Source organism: Sphingomonas sp. LR60 (assembly GCF_036855935.1).
In the GTDB taxonomy this organism is placed as follows: domain Bacteria; phylum Pseudomonadota; class Alphaproteobacteria; order Sphingomonadales; family Sphingomonadaceae; genus Sphingomonas.
This window is the reverse complement of sequence record NZ_JASPFK010000001.1, coordinates 224,205-241,842: the sequence shown is the minus strand read 5'-3', so window position 1 is coordinate 241,842 and position 17,638 is coordinate 224,205. Positions and strand designations below refer to the sequence as shown.

The following is a 17,638-nucleotide window of genomic DNA, read 5'->3' as shown; positions in this document are numbered from 1 at the left end:
CATCCAGCGCCACAGCCACAAACGCTGACAACCCTCCCCCTTTCGCACATGCGGCACGGCTGCTATCGCCCGCGGCGACCGAGAAATTCGCTCCCGTCGCCACACGCGCACGCCGCCGGGCGACGGCCCTTGAAGAAAGGACTTTGCCCATGACGGCCATCGGCCAGGATACGCTCAACGCCCGCCAGACGCTGCAGGCCGGGGGCAAGTCCTACGACTATTTCTCGCTGAAGACCGCCGAGGCGAAGTTCGGCGATATCAGCCGCCTGCCCTTCTCGATGAAGGTGCTGCTCGAAAACATGCTCCGCTTCGAGGACGGCGTCACCGTCACCGAGGCCGACGTAAAGGCGATCGTCGACTGGCAGCAGGAGCGCCGTTCGGACCGTGAAATCCAGTATCGCCCCGCGCGCGTGCTGATGCAGGATTTCACCGGCGTGCCGTGCGTGGTCGATCTCGCCGCGATGCGCGATGCCATCACCAAGCTGGGTGGCGACGCGGCGAAGATCAATCCGCAGGTGCCCGTCCACCTCGTCATCGATCACTCGGTCATGGTCGACGAATTCGGCACGCCCAAGGCGTTCGAGGAGAACGTCGATCTCGAATACGCCCGTAATGCCGAACGGTACGAGTTCCTGAAGTGGGGCAGCAAGGCGCTCGACAATTTCAAGGTCGTGCCGCCGGGCACCGGCATCTGCCACCAGGTGAACCTTGAGTACATCGGCCATGCGGTCTGGGCGTCGGCGGAAACCGGTGACCACGCCAAAAGTGGTGCGACGATCGCCTATCCGGATACGCTGGTCGGCACCGACAGCCACACGACGATGATCAACGGCCTGGGCGTGCTCGGCTGGGGCGTCGGCGGGATCGAGGCCGAGGCCGCGATGCTCGGCCAGCCGGTGTCGATGCTGATCCCCGAGGTCGTCGGCTTCAAGCTGACCGGCGCGCTGCGCGAGGGTATCACTGCGACCGACCTGGTGCTCACCGTCACGCAGATGCTGCGCGCCAAGGGCGTCGTCGGCCGCTTCGTGGAGTTCTACGGCCCGGGCCTCGACCAGATGACGCTCGCCGATCGCGCGACGATCGCCAACATGGCGCCCGAGTACGGCGCGACCTGCGGCTTCTTCCCGGTCGACGACAAGACGCTCGATTACATGCGCCTCACCGGCCGCCCCGACGAGGTCGTCGCACTGACCGAGGCCTATGCCAAGGCACAGGGCATGTGGCGCTATGCCGACGCGCCGGACCCCGTGTTCACCGACACGCTGGAACTGGACATGTCGACGGTCGTCCCGTCGCTCGCCGGTCCCAAGCGCCCGCAGGACAAGGTCAGCCTCGACACCGTCGACGAGGTGTTCAACGGCGACCTGTTCAAGCTGTACCACAAGGAAAAGCCGGCGCGCGTCGCGGTCGACGAGCGTGGCCATGACATCGGCGACGGCGACGTTGTGATCGCCGCGATCACCAGCTGCACCAACACTTCCAACCCGTCGGTGCTGGTCGCCGCCGGTCTGGTCGCGCGCAAGGCGAACGCTTTGGGGCTGAAGCCGAAGCCGTGGGTGAAGACCTCGCTGGCGCCGGGGTCGCAGGTCGTGACCGACTATCTCGACAAGGCCGGGCTGTCGGCGGATCTCGACGCGATCGGCTTCAACCTGGTCGGTTACGGCTGCACCACCTGCATCGGCAATTCGGGGCCGCTGGCCGCGCCGATCAGCAAGGCGATCAACGAGAACGATCTCGTCGCCGCCTCGGTGCTGTCGGGCAACCGCAACTTCGAAGGTCGCGTCTCGCCCGACGTGCGCGCCAACTTCCTCGCCTCGCCGCCGCTGGTCGTCGCCTATGCGCTGAAGGGCACCGTCACCACCGACATGAACGAGACGCCGATCGGTCAGGGCACGGACGGCGCGGATGTGTACCTGCGCGACATCTGGCCGACCAACCAGGAGGTCTCCGACCTCATGGCCGCCAACATCGACGACGGTATGTTCCGCGCCCGCTACGGCAACGTCTATGCCGGCGACTCGAAGTGGCAGGCGATCGACGTTACCGCGTCGGACACCTATGCGTGGCGCGGCGGCTCGACCTATGTCGCCAACCCGCCGTACTTCGAGGGCATGGGCATGACTCCCGCCCCGGTGACCGACATCATTGAGGCCAAGCCATTGGCGATCCTCGGTGATTCGATCACCACCGACCACATCTCGCCGGCCGGCAGCATCAAGGCCGACAGCCCGGCGGGGACGTGGTTGCAGGAGCATCAGGTCAGCCGCGCCGACTTCAACAGCTATGGCGCGCGCCGTGGCCATCATGAGGTCATGATGCGCGGCACCTTCGCCAACATCCGTATCAAAAACGAGATGGTTCCGGGGGTTGAGGGCGGCATGAGCCGTTACGAGGGTCAGGTGATGCCGATCTACGACGCCGCAATGCGTCATAAGGCCGACGGCACCCCGCTCGTCATCATCGCCGGCAAGGAATATGGCACCGGCTCGTCGCGCGACTGGGCGGCGAAGGGCACGAACCTGTTGGGCGTGCGGGCGGTTATCACCGAGAGCTTCGAGCGCATCCATCGCTCGAACCTCGTCGGTATGGGCGTCCTCCCGCTCCAGTTCGCCGAGGGCGTGACCCGCGAAACGCTCAAGCTGACCGGCGACGAGACCTTCACCATCCACCACGTCGCCGACCTGCGTCCGCGTCAGGATGTGACCGTCACGCTGAAGCGCCAGGATGGGTCGACCGAGCAGTTCCAGACGCGTTGCCGGATCGATACGGTCAACGAGCTGGAATACTTCCTGAACGGCGGCATCCTGCAGTACGTGCTGCGGAACCTCGCCGCGTAAGCGACGACGATCAGGGTGATTTCGGGAAGGGAGGGCCGCTGGTCCTCCCTTTCTGCTTTTGGGGGACACGAGGTTGAGCGAGGAATATCTCTACGACGAAGCGACCGGCGAATGGGTGCCGGCGGGTGAGGCCAGTGCCGCGGCAACGGCCGACGGCGTCGAGGTTCGCGACGCGGTAGGCAACCTGCTCGCCGACGGTGACGCGGTGACGCTCATCAAGGACTTGAAGGTCAAGGGCACCAGCCAGACGCTCAAGCGCGGCACGGCGATCAAGTCGATCCGCCTGACCGGCGACCCGCAGGAAATCGACTGCCGCTTCGACGGCATCAAGGGGTTGGTCCTGCGTGCGGAATTCGTGAAGAAGCGATAATCCGCCACCGTCATTCCCGCGCAGGCGGGAATCCAGACGAGCAGGCCTATTGATAGAAGCGCGACGGCAGAGATCCTGGATCGCTGCCTGCGCGGGAACGGCGGTCAGGGTAGCCTCAGGCCACCACCGCGCGCTTCCGCCCCCAAGCGAAATAGACCACCAGCCCCACCATATTCCACAGCAGGAAATATACCTGCGTCTTCTGCGGCAGGCTGAAGAACAAATACACGCACCCCAGCACGCCCAGCGTCCCCACCACCGGCGCCATCGGCGTGCGGAACGTCCGCTCCGCATCCGGCGCGCGGCGGCGCATCACCATCATGCACACGCACACCGCGACGAACGCTGCCAGCGTCCCGGCATTGGCGAGCGCGGCGATCGCGTCGATCGGCATAACCCCCGCGATCACCGCGACCAGCGCGGCGGTCATCAGCGTGATCCGCACCGGCGCGCCGCGTCGCGACACTTTGGCCAACCCGGCCGGCAGCAACCCGTCGCGCGCCATCACGAAGAAGATCCGGCTCTGTCCAAACAGAAATCCCAGCAATACGGTCGGCAGCGCGATCACCGCACTGGCCGCGAGGAAGGTTGCGAAGCCGGGCTTGCCGATGTCGCGCAGGATCAGCGCCAGCGGCTCGGGCGAGCCCGCGAAATGCGTGTAGCTGAGCGCGCCGACCGCCGCGACCGCGACGCCGACATAGATGATGATGCACCCGAACATCGACCCGATGATCCCGATCGACAGGTCGCGTCCGGGGTTCTTGGTTTCCTCCGCCGCGGTCGAGATCGCGTCGAACCCATAGAAAGCGAAGAAGATGATCGCGGCGGCCGCCATTACCCCGCGCTCCTTGCCATCGGCATCGACCGAGGCGGTGAAGCCGTGCGGCATGAAAGGATGGAGATTGGCGGCGTCGAAATGCGGCAGCGCGACGAACACGAACACGGTCAGCGCGACCAGCTTCACCGCCACCAGCACCGCGTTGAGCGTCGCGCTCTCCTTTGTGCCGAAGCACAGCAGCCCGGCGACGACCGCGATGATGAACACCGCGGGCACGTTGACGATCCCGCCCAATTCCGGCCCGTTGGTCAGCGCCACCGGGAAGCCCAGCGAAGTCAGCAGCGCCGAGGCATAGCCGGACCAGCCGACCGCCACCGTCGACACGACCAGCGAATATTCGAGGATCAGCGACCAGCCGATCACCCAGGCGATCACCTCGCCCAGCACGACATAACTGTACGTATAGGCACTCCCCGACGCCGGAATCATCGTCGACATCTCGGCATAGGCAAGCGCGGCGCAGGCGCAGATCGCCCCCGCGATGACGAAGCTGAGCATCACCGCCGGCCCCGCACGATCCGCTCCGACACCGATCAGCGTCAGGATACCGGTGCCGACGATCGCACCGACGCCCAACGCGACGAGATGCGGCCAGGACAAGGTACGCGCGAGCACGGGACCATCGCCGTGCTCGACCGCGATCGGCTTGCGCCGGAACAGACTGGACATGGGCTCCCCTTCTTATCTCTTGGGGAGGAATGTAACAGGTGCGACGAGTGTTGGGGAGGGTCCACACCCTCTTTCGTCATTCCCGCGAAGGCGAGAATCCAGACGCGCAGGCTTGTCGATAAAGGCGAGACGTCAGAGGTTCTGGATTCCTGCCTCCGCGGGAATGACGGTTAGGAATTGGGCTCAGGCGCCCACCGGATCCACGCCCAGCCGCGGGATCTCGATCGCCGGACAGCGATCCATGACCACCTTCAACCCCGCTGCCTCGGCACGTGCGGCCGCGGCCTCGTCGATGACGCCGAGTTGCAGCCACACTGCCTTCGCCCCGATCGCGATCGCCTGATCGACCACCGCGCCGGCCTCCGAGGAGCGGCGGAAGATATCGACCATGTCGATCGGGTCGCCGAGCTGTTCGAGATTGCGGAACACGAACTCGCCGTGGATATGCGTACCTGTGATCTGCGGATTGACCGGGATCACGCGATAGCCATGCCCCTGCAAGGTCGCCATGACGCCGTTCGACGGCCGCGTCGGACGATCGGACGCCCCGACCAGTGCGATCGTGCGCACCTCTTCGAGCAACGTCTTGATCTCGGTATCGGTGGTCAGCGGCATCGTCCCGGCTCCTTTCCTCGAAGAACGAGCGATCATGCCGAACGGTTCAGGGCGCGCGCAATGCCCAGCGCAGCACGCGGCTCATTCCGTCCGCCCCAGCCCGGATCGCCGGCCGAACGAGTGGCGGCGGGCGGCGATCATGTAGCGCCGCCGCCCAGTCCGGGAGCAGATCGAGCGCCGCCGCCGCCGCTACCGCCAATCCGGCAGCCTGCGCACGATCAGGACCAGGAGCAAGCAACGCATCGGCGACTTCGTGCACGCGGTGGTCGCCACGCAAGTGCGGGCGGACGGCGCGATAGTAAGCGGCGATGTCGGCACGCGATCGCGGCACGTCGCGCGCGCCCAGCCGCTCCGCGACGATCGCGACATCGGCGACATATTGGTCCTGATCGACGGGAGATAAGGTTGCATCCCGGTAGCGGAGATAGCCGCGCAGGAAGCTGTCGGTCTCGGCGACATGCACCCAAGTCAACAGTACCGGATCATTGGCGTCATAGCGCGTTCCGTCCGGCAATTGCCCGTGAATACGGTCGTGGATCATGCGGACATGCGCGATCGTACGCTCGGCCAGGTCGGTCGGACCGTAAGTGGTGACGGCGATGAATTGCGCGGTGCGTCGCAAGCGACCGAGCCGATCGCGGCGAAAGTCGCTGTTATCCCAGACCCCCGCGAGGGCGCCGGGATGCAACATTTGTACCAGCAAGGCGGAAATGCCGCCGATCATCATCGCGGAGAAATCGCCATGCACCCGCCAAGCGGGCGAAGTGTCGGCGATCAGTCCGCGGTCGCCGGGCGGGCGGGCGAGGTCCAGCTCGCCGCTGCCCACCATATCGCGCAAGGCCTGCGCGAGCGACGCACGGGCGCGGTCAACCGCCGGTGCGATCATCGGATCGACGATCGACATCGGCGTGACGCCCGTGCGTTTCGGGCGATCAGCCGTCCGCCTGAGCGGCCTTACGGCGGCCACGCCCACCGGTCGTCGGCTCGGCGGCAGCGGCAGCCTCGCCGCGGCGTGCGCCAGGCTTGCGGCCGAGGCCGATCTTCTTGGCCATGTCACGGCGCGCTTCCGAGTAGCTTTCGGCGACCATCGGATAGTCGGGCTTCAGGCCGTAACGCTGACGATAGTCGTCCGGGGTAAGGCCATGGCCGGCCAGATGGCGACGCAGTGTCTTGTAAGGCTTGCCGTCGATCAGCGAGATCAGATGATCCTTCGACGCAAGCGACTTCCGCACCGATACCGCCGGCGTATATTCTGCGGCGGGCTCTTCCGGCGCCGACGGTGCAGTCGACGACGACAGGTTCGTCACCGCATCATGCATCGTGCGCAGAAATGCCGGCACATCCTCGCCCGAAGCGCGGGTGTTGGGATTGGCGAGCCATGCGATGGTCAGTTCGGTGGCAAGCTCAACTGCATTGGCGGTCATCGTATCTTCGGACATGGGATGCTCCCTTATTTACATAGCTCGCCCTAGACAGCGTTTCCGGACAGGTCAACGCGCCGGGCAAATGAAATCAACATACAAGTATTTGCGACAGTAAATATCGGTTGGGAACCTTTTATCCCCTGCGCTTTGCTCGCGAATGGCACGGGTGTCGCTTGACCGCAGCGCAAGACCGCGTCCATGATCGGGACAAGAAAAAATGAATAAAAAGGGGCCTCGCGATGAATTCGAACCGCGCACGACGCGCTCTGCTGTCGGCAGCGTTGCTGGCGCTGCCGCTTTCAGCCTGTGCGACGACCACTTCCGAAAAGCCCGCATCGGCCACGAAGAAGGCGCCGCCGATTCGTTACGCGCGCGATCCTTATCCCTCGACCTATCGCGCCTATCCCGGCGCGCCGACGCTCTTGCGCAACGTCACGGTGTTCGATGGTGAGGGCAACCGGATCGATGGCGGTGCAATATTGTTCGCGGACGGCAAAGTGGTCGCGGTCGGACAAACGCTCGACTCCCCGGCCGGCGCGACGGTGATCGACGGAGAGGGCAAGTACGTGACGCCCGGCATCGTCGACATCCACAGCCACCTCGGCGACTATCCGACACCCTCGGTGCAGGCGCATTCGGACGGCAACGAAGCGACCGCGCCGATCACCGCCGACGTCTGGGCCGAACATAGCGTCTGGCCACAGGACCCCGGCTTCGGCCGCGCGCTGGCGAACGGCGGCGTCACGACGCTTCAGATCCTGCCCGGCTCGGCCAATCTGATGGGCGGGCGCAGCGTGGTGCTCAAGAACGTCTACGCCCGCACGATGCAGGCGATGAAGTTTCCCGGCGCGCCTTACGGCCTGAAGATGGCGTGCGGCGAAAACCCCAAGCGTGTCTACGGCAGCAAGAACCGCGAGCCGTCGACACGGATGGGCAATGTCGCGGTCGATCGCCAGACCTGGGCGAAGGCGGTCGCCTACAAGCGCAAATGGGACAAGTACGAGGCCGAGGGCGGCGACGCCCCCGATCGCGACATCGGCATGGACACTTTGCGCGGCGTTCTATCGGGCGAGATCATGGTCCAGAACCATTGCTATCGCGCCGACGAGATGGCGATCGTCCTCGATATGGCCAAGGAGTTCGGATACCACGTCACCGCCTTCCACCATGCGGTCGAGGCGTACAAGATCGCCGACCTCTTGAAGGCAAGCGGTACCTGCGCGGCGGTATGGGCCGATTGGTACGGCTTCAAGATGGAAAGCTATGACGGGATCGGCGAGAACCTCGCGATCCTCGAGAATGCCGGCGCGTGCGCGATGATCCATTCCGACGACGAGAACGGCATCCAGCGGCTCAATCAGGAAGTTGCCAAGGTGCTGTCGTCGGCGCGCCACTCGGGCATCCAGATCAGCGACGCGGCCGCGTGGAAGTGGCTGTCGCTCGGGCCTGCCAAGGCGCTCGGCATCGACGCGCAGACCGGCAGCCTGAAGCCGGGCAAGATGGCCGACGTGGTGCTGTGGAACGGCAACCCGTTCAGCGTCTACACCCGGCCCGAGAAGGTCTGGGTCGACGGCGCTTTGCTCTACGATGCCAATGATCCGAAACGTCGCCCGGTGAGCGACTTCGAACTCGGCCAGCCCGGCTCGGGAGACGTCAAGTGAAGCGCGCGCTCCTGCTCCTCGCCACGATGCTGGCGACTCCCGCAGCCGCGCAAACGGTCGCGATCGCCGGTGGGACGGTCGCGATCGGCGACGGCTCCGCGCCGATCGAGGGTGGCACGGTCGTGATCGCGAACGGGCGGATCGTCGCCGCCGGCCGCGGCGTCGCGGTGCCCGCCGGCGCGCAGGTGATCGACGCGGCGGGCAAATGGGTGTCTGCGGGCGTCGTATCGGCGCTGACCGACATCTCGCTGGTCGATGCCGATGGCGTGCAGGAAAGCAACGATACCGGCGCGCGCAACTCGCCGTTCAAGGCCGCGATCGACGTGTCGCTGGGGGTCAATCCGGCGGCGGTGAAGGTCGCCAACGAGCGGCTGGGCGGCGTGACCCGCGCGATCGTCACGCCAAGTGCGGAAGGCTCGATCTTCGCCGGCCAGGGCGCGATCATCGACCTGGGCGCCGATCCGGATGCGGTCACGCGGCCGCGCGCCTTCCAGTTCGTCGAATTGGGCGAGGGCGGCGGGCGGCTGGCGGGGGGCAGTCGTCCGGCGGCCTATGCGCTGCTCCGCGATGCCTTCGCGCAGGCGCAGGACTTCCGCCGCAACCCCGCCGCCTTCGACGGCCGCTCGCGCGACGCGCTGGTGACGCGCGCCGATGCCGAGGCGCTGCTGCGCGTGCTCGACGGGCAGGTGCCACTGCTGGTCCATGTCGAGCGCGCCGCGGACATCCGCAACGTGCTGGCACTGCCGCGCGACTATCCGAAGCTCAGGCTGGTGCTGGTCGGCGTGACCGAGGGCTGGCTGGTCGCAAAGGAGATCGCGGCGGCAAAGGTGCCGGTGATCGCGGCGGCGCTTGCCGATCTGCCTGCGCAATTCGAGAATCTGGCAGCGACCGAGTCGAACGTCGGGCGGATGCGCGCCGCCGGGGTGTCGGTGGCGCTGGCATCGACCGGTGCATCCGGGGGCGACCATGTCCTGCGGCAGTTCGCGGGCAATCTCGTCGCGATCGCCCGCATTCCCGGCGCGACCGGGCTCGATTGGGGGAAGGCGTTCGCCTCGATCACCAGCGGCCCGGCCGAGGCGATCGGCATGGGCGGCGAGATCGGCTCGCTTCGTGCCGGGCGACGTGCGGACGTGGTGATCTGGGACGGCGATCCGCTGGAACTGTCGTCGGTTCCGGTGGCAACGTGGATCGATGGCGTGTCGCAGCCGATGCGCTCGCGCCAGACCGAGTTGCGCGACCGCTATCTGACGCCGACCGAGGGCGCGCTGCCCAAGGCGTACGAGCGGCGGTGAGTGGCGGCGGGGCACCACGCCCCGCCACCTACTTCCGTCATCCCCGCGCAGGCGGGAATCCAGACGCGCAGGTCCTCGCAAGTGCCGGCACGTCGGAGGTTCTGGATTCCCGCCTGCGCGGGAATGACGGTCGAGAAGAACCCCCTCACCCCATCGTCAGCACGATCTTCCCGACATGGCTGCCCTCGTCCATCCGCCGGTGCGCATCCGCCGCCTGCGCGAAGGGGAAGCTGCGATCCATCACCGGCTTCAGCTTCCCCGCCGCCGCGAACGGCCAGACGGTCCGTGCGATTTCTTCCGTCACCAGCGCCTTGAACCCCGCATCGCGCGCGCGCAGCGTGGACCCGGTCAGCGTCAGCCGACGCTTCATGATCTCGAACAACGGCACCGTTGCCGACGCACCGCGCTGGACCGCGATCGAAACATGGCGTCCGTCCTCGGCCAGGCACTGCAGGTTTCGCGGGACATAGTCGCCGCCGACCATGTCGAGCACTGCCGCGCAGCCGCGCCCACCGGTGATCTCCTTGACCCGCGCGACGAAATCCTCCGCCTTGTAATCGATGGCATGATCGGCGCCGAGCCGTAGCGCCGCCGCCTGCTTCTCGGGCGAGCCGACGGTGACGATCACCTCCAGCCCGAACAGATTGCCCAGCGTGATCGCCATCGTCCCGATCCCGCCCGTCCCGCCATGGACCAGCACCGTGTCGCCCTCGACCGCGAAGGCGCGCTCGAACAGGTTCGTCCAGACCGTGAACAAGGTCTCCGGGATTGCCGCCGCCTCCTCCAGCGTCAGCGCGTCGGGGACGGGCAGGCATTGCGCTGCGGGAGCGATCGCGTATTCGGCATAGCCGCCGCCCGCAATCAGCGCACAGACGCGTTGCCCCAGCATCTCGGGATCGACCCCCTCGCCGACCGCGACCACCTCGCCCGCGATCTCGAGCCCCAGCGCCGAGGGCGCGCCGGGCGGCGGAGGGTATAGCCCTGCCGCTGCATCACGTCGGGGCGATTTACCCCCGCCGCGGCGACTCGCACCAGCACATCGCCGTCGCGCGGCACCGGAACGGTGCGCACCACGGGCACCAGCACCTCGGGGCCGCCGGCCTCGGCAGGGTCGATCGCCAGCATCGTATCGGGGACATCGGTCATCGTGTTGCGGAACCCTGCTTTACGGTCGGCGGTCATATTGACTCCGTGTTCCCCAGCGTCAACGATGCTGCCCGTGGACCTCGACGACATCCTTGGCGCCCGCCCCGACGATCCGATGACCGCGTTGCTGCGTGAAGATCTCGATCGCCTGTCGGTCGCGGAGCTTGATGCGCGGGTAAAGGCACTGGAGGGCGAAGTCGCCCGCACGCGTAAAAAGATCGAAGGCGCCGTTAACCATCGTGCAAGTGCCGACGCGATATTCAAGAGATAAGGTCGGCGCATCGGGCGAACGACAGGTGCCGGATGCGCGGTCGCAAGGGTGATGAACGGAACCGCTTGATGCGGGGCCTGTTCGTCACGACATTCGTGGCAAGGGGTCGCGTGGCTTCACGCGGCCTGCAAGGAGTAACCTGATGCCGTCATTTGCCAGCGCTCTCGAGACCACGCTGCACAAGGCACTCGAGGCCGCCTCGTCGCGCCGCCACGAATATGCGACGCTCGAACATCTGTTGCTTGCGTTGATCGACGACGAACATGCCGGACAGGTCATGTCCTCGTGCGGCGTCGACCTGGGCGAGTTGAAGACCACCGTCGCGCATTATCTCGACACCGAATTGGGCGCGCTCAAGGTCGATGCCGCGACCGATCCCTCGCCCACCAGCGGGTTTCAGCGCGTCGTGCAGCGCGCGATTCTCCACGTCCAGTCGTCTGGCCGCGACGAGGTGACCGGCGCCAACGTGCTGGTCGCCTTGTTCTCCGAACGCGAGAGCTATGCGGTCTATTTCCTCCAGCAGCAGGACATGAGCCGGCTGGATGCGGTGAGCTTCATCAGCCATGGCGTCGGCAAGGGCGCGGCGACCCCCGAGGCGACCAGCGCCAAGGGCGCACCCGAGGAAGAGAAGAAGGAAAAGGCGGAGGCGCCGGGCAAGAAGGGCGAGAGCGCGCTCAAGCAGTTCACCGTCGACCTCAACGAGAAGGCCAAGATCGGCAAGGTCGATCCGCTGATCGGGCGCTCGGCCGAGGTTGATCGCACCGTCCAGATCCTCTGCCGCCGCTCGAAGAACAACCCGCTCTATGTCGGCGATCCCGGCGTCGGCAAGACTGCGATCGCCGAGGGCCTGGCGCGCAAGATCGTCGAGGGCGACGTCCCCGACGTGCTGAAGCCTGCGGTCATCTATTCGCTCGATATGGGCGCGCTGCTGGCCGGCACCCGTTATCGCGGCGACTTCGAAGAGCGGCTGAAGGCAGTCGTCAACGAACTGGAGAAGCTGCCCGACGCGGTGCTGTTCATCGACGAAATCCACACCGTGATCGGCGCTGGCGCGACCAGCGGCGGCGCGATGGATGCGTCGAACCTCCTCAAGCCCGCGCTGTCGGGCGGCACGATCCGCTGCATCGGCTCGACCACCTACAAGGAATTCCGCAACCACTTCGAGAAGGACCGCGCGCTGCTGCGGCGCTTCCAGAAGATCGACGTGAACGAGCCGACGATCGAGGATACGATCAAGATCCTCGCCGGGCTGCGGTCGGCGTTCGAGGAGCATCACTCGGTCAAGTACACGCCCGAGGCGATCAAGTCGGCGGTGGAACTGTCGGCGCGCTACATCAACGACCGCAAGCTGCCCGACAAGGCGATCGACGTGATCGACGAGGTCGGCGCGATGCAGATGCTGGTGGCACCGAACAAGCGCAAGAAGACGATCACCGCCAAGGAGATCGAACAGGTGATCGCGACGATGGCGCGGATCCCGCCGAAGAGCGTGTCGACCGACGACAAGAAGCAACTCGAGACGCTCGAGACCGATCTGAAGCGTGTCGTCTTCGGGCAGAACGTCGCGATCGAGAAACTGTCGTCGGCGATCAAGCTGGCGCGGGCGGGCCTGCGCGAGCCGGAGAAGCCGATCGGCAATTATCTGTTCACCGGCCCGACGGGCGTCGGCAAAACCGAGGTTGCCAAGCAGCTTTCGACGATCCTCGGCATCCCGCTCCAGCGTTTCGACATGAGCGAATATATGGAGCGCCACTCGGTCAGCCGGCTGATCGGTGCGCCTCCCGGCTATGTCGGCTTCGACCAGGGCGGCCTGTTGACCGACGCGGTCGACCAGAACCCGCATTGCGTGCTGCTGCTCGACGAGATCGAGAAGGCGCATCCGGACCTGTTCAACATCCTGTTGCAGGTCATGGACAATGGCCGTCTGACCGACCAGCACGGCAAGACCGTCGATTTCCGCAACGTCATCCTCATCATGACGACCAATGCCGGCGCGTCGGACATGGCGCGCGAGACGGTCGGCTTCGGAAATCTCACCCGCGAGGGCGAGGACGAGCAGGCGGTGCAGAAGATGTTCACGCCGGAGTTCCGCAACCGGCTCGATGCGATCGTGCCGTTCGGTTATCTGCCGACCGAAGTGGTGGCGCGCGTCGTCGACAAGTTCATCCTCCAGCTCGAATTGCAGCTCGCCGACCGCGACGTGCATATCAAGCTGAGCGATGAGTCGAAGAAGTGGCTGACCGAAAAGGGCTATGACAAGCTCTATGGTGCCCGTCCGATGGGCCGCCTGATCCAGGAAAAGATCAAGCAGCCGCTCGCCGAGGAATTGCTGTTCGGCAAGCTGGTCCATGGCGGCGAGGTGACGGTCAACCTCAAGGACAATGCGCTGACCTTCGCGATCGAACCCGCGGCGCCCAAGAAATCGGGGAAGAAGGGCAAGGCCGCTCCGGCGGCAGCCGACTGAGCACGCTGACGGGCCGGGGTGTCACAGCCCCGGCCCGTTAACCTTTGAAAGCGGCTTCACGACCCACCTTCCCGTCCGATGTGACGGCGTTCGCTCGTTAATTTCCGCAACGGCTAGTTCTCGCGACCAGCGGCCGCGCGGGAAATTTTTACCTCTTCACCTTTCGCGTTAACCTTCTGTTACCTACTTTTTTAGCCTTGCCGCATGTCGGAGGGGATCATCTTGCGGATTTTGGCGGCTTGGACCCCCATCCTCCTTTCGCTTGCGCTTCCGTCTGCTGCGTCGGCGAGCACCGAGATGCCGCTGCGCACCTGCTACCGACCGGTATCGATCGGCGATCGTGCGTCTCTGCTGTTCGGCACGACCGGCGGGTTCGATTGTACGGGGTCGCAGCGCCGCGCCCCCTCGGGCGATTACTGGGTGCGCTCGCAAACGCTGCCGCTGCTCGAACCCGGCGTTGCGATCCGCTCCGGCAGCCTGTGGCAGGACAGCGCCACGCTTCACATCCGCTATGCCGACGGCACGATCCGCTCGATCGGCTTCGACAGCGCGAGCGCATGGCGGCACCTGCGACTCGGCGCCGCGTTCGAAATCCCGATCCCGCCCGCTTCCGCACGCCCGGTCCAGATCCTGTGGCATGTCCGCGGCGCGGCGAACCTGCGCGGGCTGGTGCTGCAGCCGCAACTGATCTCCCCCGACGTGTCGCAGCGCTACACCTTGCAAATGACCGCCTTTTACGCCGGCTTCGTCGGGCTCGCGGTGGCGCTGCTGATCTTCAACATCGCGCTTGGCGCGGCGCTGCGGCAACGCTTCCACCTGCCGTATTGCGTGATGGTCCTGTCGCTGATCGCCTATGCCGTCAGCAGTTCGGGGCTGCTCGGGCAACTTACCGGGCTCGACAACAATCTGCGCTTGCGGCTCAACATGCTGCTGCTAGCCACGACCTTGTCGAGCGCGATGATGTTCGCGCGGCGCTTCTTCGCGCCACAGGTGACGCGCGGCTGGCTGCGCCCGGCGATCGACATCGCAACCAGCACCCTGCTGGCCGCCGCGCTGGCCTATACGCTGCTGATGCCGCTCTACGCTCGGTGGCTCGACCGGACGATGACGTTCACGTTCCTTGCGACGCTGTTGCTCACCCTGCCGCTGCTGTGGCGGGGCTGGCACGCCGACGATCGCTATTCCCGCGCGTTCGCGATCGCATGGGGCGTGCCGCTGCTCACTGCCACCGCGCGCGTGCTACAGGCGCTCGGGTTGATCGCGTGGAGCTTGTGGATCGACAATTCGACGTTGATCGCGATGGTGTTGGAGGCGAGCTTCAGCGCACTCGCGATCGCATGGCGGATCAAGCAACTGACCGAGGATTGCGACCAGGCGCGCGAGCAGGAGATGCTGGCGCGGTTGCTCGCCGACAGCGATCCGCTGACGGGGCTGATGAATCGTCGTAGCTTCCTGCGCGAGGCGATCGGCCGCCCCGATGCGCACATCCTGGTGCTGGTCGACATCGATCATTTCAAGCGCGTCAACGAAACGCTCGGCCATGACGGCGGCGATCAGGTACTGCGCGTCTTTGCCGATGCGCTGCGCCAATCGGTACCCGTCGACGCCTTGCTCGCCCGAATCGGCGGCGAGGAATTTGCGGTGCTTGCCCCTGCCTCGGCGACCACCATGCCCGAGACGATCCTGACGCAGATCCGCTCCGCAACGATGCCGTTTGATCTCGCGGTCACCGCCTCGCTGGGGAGCGAATGCGGTGCGATCGCCGACGAGGCCGACTGGAAGTTGCTCTATGGCCGCGCCGACGACGCGCTGTTCGCCGCCAAGCGCGCCGGCCGCGACCGGCTGCGCTGGGCGGAAGCGGCATAGCGCCCGCGCTCGACCGCCGCCGCTGTCGCGTTACCCTGCCCTTGTGCTATGACCGCATCGGTTTTTGGAGAGGGACGCCATCATGCCGCAACCACCCGATTATCGTCGCCGTCGCGCCGCTGTCATCGCCTTGGGTGCGCTGATGCTGGTCTGCGCCGGTCATCGCACCCCGGTGATCGGGACACTCTCGATCTCCGTCGACGACCGGCTGACCGCGCAGGTCGATGCCGACTTCGCACCGCCCGTCGCGCTGGCGATTGCGGGGGTTGGACAGGCCGCCACCCTGATCGGGACGCTCTTGCAACGCTGACCGCTTGCGCGCCTCGGTTTGTTGCTTACAGTCGTGTCAATGACTGGAGAGCATGCCTGGCGCACCGCCTATCGCCATCCCGTGTCCTGGGATTCCGATTACCCGCCGCTGTCGATGCCGGCGTTGTTCGACGCTTCCGCGGCCCGCCATGCCGATCGTCGCGCGATCGATTTCCTCGGCCGCCATTATAGCTATGCCGAACTCGCGGATGGCGTGCGGCGCGTCGCTACCGGCCTCGCAGCGCTCGGCTATGGCAAGGGCGACCGGGTCGGCCTGTTCCTTCCCAACGTCCCGCATTACCTCGCCGCCTATCACGGCGCGCTGCGGCTCGGCGCGACCGTGGTCAATTTCTCGCCGCTCTATTCGGTCGAGGAACTGTGCCATCAGGTCGAGGATTCGGGCACGCGCGTGCTGTTCACGATCTCGGCCAGCGCGTTATTGCCTACCGCGCTGAAGGTACTGGAGAAAAGCGGGCTCGAACGGCTGGTGGTCGGATCGGTCGCGGGCGTTTTGCCCCCTGCCAAGTCGATCGCCTATCGCCTGTTCAAGCGCGCCGAGACCATCCCGCGCCCCGCCGGTCCCCGCGTCATCGCCTTCTCGAAGCTGATCGCCAACGACGGCGCGCTGCCGCCGCCCGCGATCGACGCCGAGCGCGATGTCGCGTTGATCCAGTACACCGGCGGCACCACCGGCGTGCCGAAGGGCGCGATGCTCACCCACGCCAACGTCAGCGCCAATGCGCGGCAGGTCGCGCAGCTCGATCCGCACCCGGAGGCCGGCGACCGCATCCTCGGCGTGCTGCCGCTGTTCCACGTCTTCGCCAATACCTGCGTCATGAATCGCACGATCGTCACCGGTGGCGAGATGGTGCTGTTGCCGCGCTTCGACGCCGGACAGGCGCTGGCGACGATCACACGCACCAAGCCGACCTCCTTGCCCGGCGTTCCGACCATGTACCAGGCGCTGCTCGACCATCCCAGCTTGGCGAAGACCGATTTCGCCTCGCTGCGCGTCTGCATCTCCGGCGGCGCGCCGCTCAATGCCGAGCTGAAGACGCGCTGGGAAGCGGCGACGCATTCGACGCTGATCGAAGGCTATGGCCTGTCGGAGAGCACCGGCGTGCTGACCACCAACCCCTATGAGGGCGGGCAAAAGGCCGGCACGATCGGGCAGCCGCTTCCCGCGACGCGGCTGCGGCTGGTCGACAAGGAGAATGCGACGCGCCCCGCGCCAGAGGGTCAGCCCGGCGAGATCGTCGCGCTAGGGCCGCAGATCATGGCAGGCTATTGGAACCGCCCCGATGCCGACGAGACGACCTTCGCGATCGATGCGGAGGGGCGCAAATGGCTGCGCACCGGCGATGTCGGGACGATCGACGACGACGGCTTCATCGCGATCGTCGACCGGCTGAAGGACATGATCTCGGTCGGCGGGTTCAAGGTCTTCCCGAGCCAGATTGAGGCGATCCTCTACCATCACCCGGCGGTGCGCGAGGCGCTGGTGATCGGGCTGCCCGATCCGTACCGCGGCGAGGTGCCGCGCGCCTATGTCACGCTCAACGAGGATATGGAGGCGGAAGGCGCGGCGCTCGCGGCATGGCTAAACCCGCAACTCGGCAAGCACGAGCGCGTCGACCGCGTCGTGGTCCGCGCGACCATGCCGAAGACGATGATCGGCAAACTGAGCCGCAAGGACCTGATCGCCGAGATCAAGGCCGAAATGGAGAACCCGCCGATCACGGCGGCTTAAGGTACTGCGCTAAAGCCCTCTCACCCTTGGGGAGAGGGTTGGGTGAGGGGCGAGGTCTCACCGAGACCGACCTCTCTGCGAGACCTCAACCCCTCACCCCGACCCTCTCCCCGAGGGGAGAGGGAG

At 66.1% G+C, this 17,638-nt stretch carries 13 protein-coding genes and 1 pseudogene; 9 read left to right on the top strand and 5 right to left on the bottom strand.

Translation table 11 applies throughout. The annotated features are described in order from the left end of the window. The first annotated feature begins 149 nt into the window (after positions 1-149). On the top strand, positions 150-2,837 hold the full coding sequence (gene acnA / locus QP166_RS01135) for an aconitate hydratase AcnA (protein ID WP_333914245.1): 2,688 nt from the start codon (positions 150-152) through the stop codon (positions 2,835-2,837). Positions 2,838-2,910: 73 nt separating this feature from the next. Next, positions 2,911-3,207, top strand: a complete 297-nt coding sequence (locus tag QP166_RS01130) for a zinc ribbon domain-containing protein YjdM (protein WP_333914244.1) — start codon at positions 2,911-2,913, stop codon at positions 3,205-3,207. Positions 3,208-3,322: 115 nt separating this feature from the next. On the opposite strand, the gene QP166_RS01125 is transcribed toward QP166_RS01130, so the two are convergent. The 4 genes from QP166_RS01125 to QP166_RS01110 form a co-directional block, all read right to left on the bottom strand. Further along, a complete protein-coding gene (locus QP166_RS01125; RefSeq protein WP_333914243.1) occupies positions 3,323-4,714 on the bottom strand; it encodes an amino acid permease in 1,392 nt (463 codons plus the stop codon). A 183-nt stretch (positions 4,715-4,897) separates the two neighbouring features. Continuing rightward, positions 4,898-5,329 carry a CoA-binding protein gene (locus QP166_RS01120; RefSeq protein WP_333914242.1) on the bottom strand — a complete coding sequence of 144 codons (432 nt, stop codon included), beginning with the start codon at positions 5,327-5,329 and terminating at the stop codon, positions 4,898-4,900. A gap of 46 nt (positions 5,330-5,375) precedes the next feature. Continuing rightward, on the bottom strand, positions 5,376-6,233 hold the full coding sequence (locus tag QP166_RS01115) for an oxygenase MpaB family protein (RefSeq protein WP_333914241.1): 858 nt from the start codon (positions 6,231-6,233) through the stop codon (positions 5,376-5,378). A gap of 28 nt (positions 6,234-6,261) precedes the next feature. Continuing rightward, positions 6,262-6,768, bottom strand: a complete 507-nt coding sequence (locus QP166_RS01110) for a MucR family transcriptional regulator (protein ID WP_333914240.1) — start codon at positions 6,766-6,768, stop codon at positions 6,262-6,264. A 224-nt stretch (positions 6,769-6,992) separates the two neighbouring features. Here QP166_RS01110 and QP166_RS01105 point away from each other — a divergent pair, with 224 nt between their 5' ends. Further along, positions 6,993-8,414 carry an amidohydrolase gene (locus QP166_RS01105; protein WP_333914239.1) on the top strand — a complete coding sequence of 474 codons (1,422 nt, stop codon included), beginning with the start codon at positions 6,993-6,995 and terminating at the stop codon, positions 8,412-8,414. Continuing rightward, positions 8,411-9,706 (top strand): amidohydrolase family protein, encoded by a 1,296-nt coding sequence (locus QP166_RS01100; RefSeq protein ID WP_333914238.1) that lies wholly within the window; start codon positions 8,411-8,413, stop codon positions 9,704-9,706. Before QP166_RS01105 ends, QP166_RS01100 begins: the two co-directional genes overlap by 4 nt. A gap of 145 nt (positions 9,707-9,851) precedes the next feature. Here the strand turns inward: QP166_RS01100 and QP166_RS01095 are convergent. After that, a pseudogene (locus tag QP166_RS01095) lies at positions 9,852-10,852 on the bottom strand (NAD(P)H-quinone oxidoreductase). Between the two features lie 73 nt (positions 10,853-10,925). Here QP166_RS01095 and QP166_RS01090 point away from each other — a divergent pair. The 5 genes from QP166_RS01090 to QP166_RS01070 all read left to right on the top strand — a co-directional run bounded on the left by QP166_RS01090 (position 10,926) and on the right by QP166_RS01070 (position 17,512). Further along, complete coding sequence (locus tag QP166_RS01090) at positions 10,926-11,123, top strand: DUF1192 domain-containing protein (protein ID WP_333914237.1); 198 nt, start codon at positions 10,926-10,928, stop codon at positions 11,121-11,123. 142 nt (positions 11,124-11,265) lie between these two features. Beyond that, positions 11,266-13,587: an ATP-dependent Clp protease ATP-binding subunit ClpA gene (clpA, locus tag QP166_RS01085; RefSeq protein WP_333914236.1), complete on the top strand. Its 2,322-nt coding sequence runs from the start codon at positions 11,266-11,268 to the stop codon at positions 13,585-13,587. A gap of 297 nt (positions 13,588-13,884) precedes the next feature. Further along, the gene (locus QP166_RS01080; RefSeq protein WP_333914235.1) at positions 13,885-15,453 is read left to right on the top strand and encodes a GGDEF domain-containing protein; all 1,569 of its coding nucleotides are present in this window, start codon (positions 13,885-13,887) and stop codon (positions 15,451-15,453) included. Between the two features lie 82 nt (positions 15,454-15,535). Beyond that, positions 15,536-15,763, top strand: a complete 228-nt coding sequence (locus QP166_RS01075) for a hypothetical protein (RefSeq protein WP_333914234.1) — start codon at positions 15,536-15,538, stop codon at positions 15,761-15,763. 39 nt (positions 15,764-15,802) lie between these two features. Further along, the gene (locus QP166_RS01070) at positions 15,803-17,512 is read left to right on the top strand and encodes a long-chain-fatty-acid--CoA ligase (protein ID WP_333914233.1); all 1,710 of its coding nucleotides are present in this window, start codon (positions 15,803-15,805) and stop codon (positions 17,510-17,512) included. Positions 17,513-17,638: the final 126 nt, after the last annotated feature.

Coding starts and splice junctions, on each gene's coding strand:
- QP166_RS01125 (WP_333914243.1), bottom strand. CDS start 4,714: ATGTCCAGTCTGTTCCGGCGCAAGCCGATCGCGGTCGAGCACGGCGAT.
- QP166_RS01110 (WP_333914240.1), bottom strand. CDS start 6,768: ATGTCCGAAGATACGATGACCGCCAATGCAGTTGAGCTTGCCACCGAA.
- clpA (WP_333914236.1), top strand. CDS start 11,266: ATGCCGTCATTTGCCAGCGCTCTCGAGACCACGCTGCACAAGGCACTC.
- QP166_RS01105 (WP_333914239.1), top strand. CDS start 6,993: ATGAATTCGAACCGCGCACGACGCGCTCTGCTGTCGGCAGCGTTGCTG.
- QP166_RS01080 (WP_333914235.1), top strand. CDS start 13,885: ATGCCGCTGCGCACCTGCTACCGACCGGTATCGATCGGCGATCGTGCG.
- acnA (WP_333914245.1), top strand. CDS start 150: ATGACGGCCATCGGCCAGGATACGCTCAACGCCCGCCAGACGCTGCAG.
- QP166_RS01120 (WP_333914242.1), bottom strand. CDS start 5,329: ATGCCGCTGACCACCGATACCGAGATCAAGACGTTGCTCGAAGAGGTG.
- QP166_RS01115 (WP_333914241.1), bottom strand. CDS start 6,233: ATGTCGATCGTCGATCCGATGATCGCACCGGCGGTTGACCGCGCCCGT.
- QP166_RS01075 (WP_333914234.1), top strand. CDS start 15,536: ATGCCGCAACCACCCGATTATCGTCGCCGTCGCGCCGCTGTCATCGCC.
- QP166_RS01070 (WP_333914233.1), top strand. CDS start 15,803: ATGACTGGAGAGCATGCCTGGCGCACCGCCTATCGCCATCCCGTGTCC.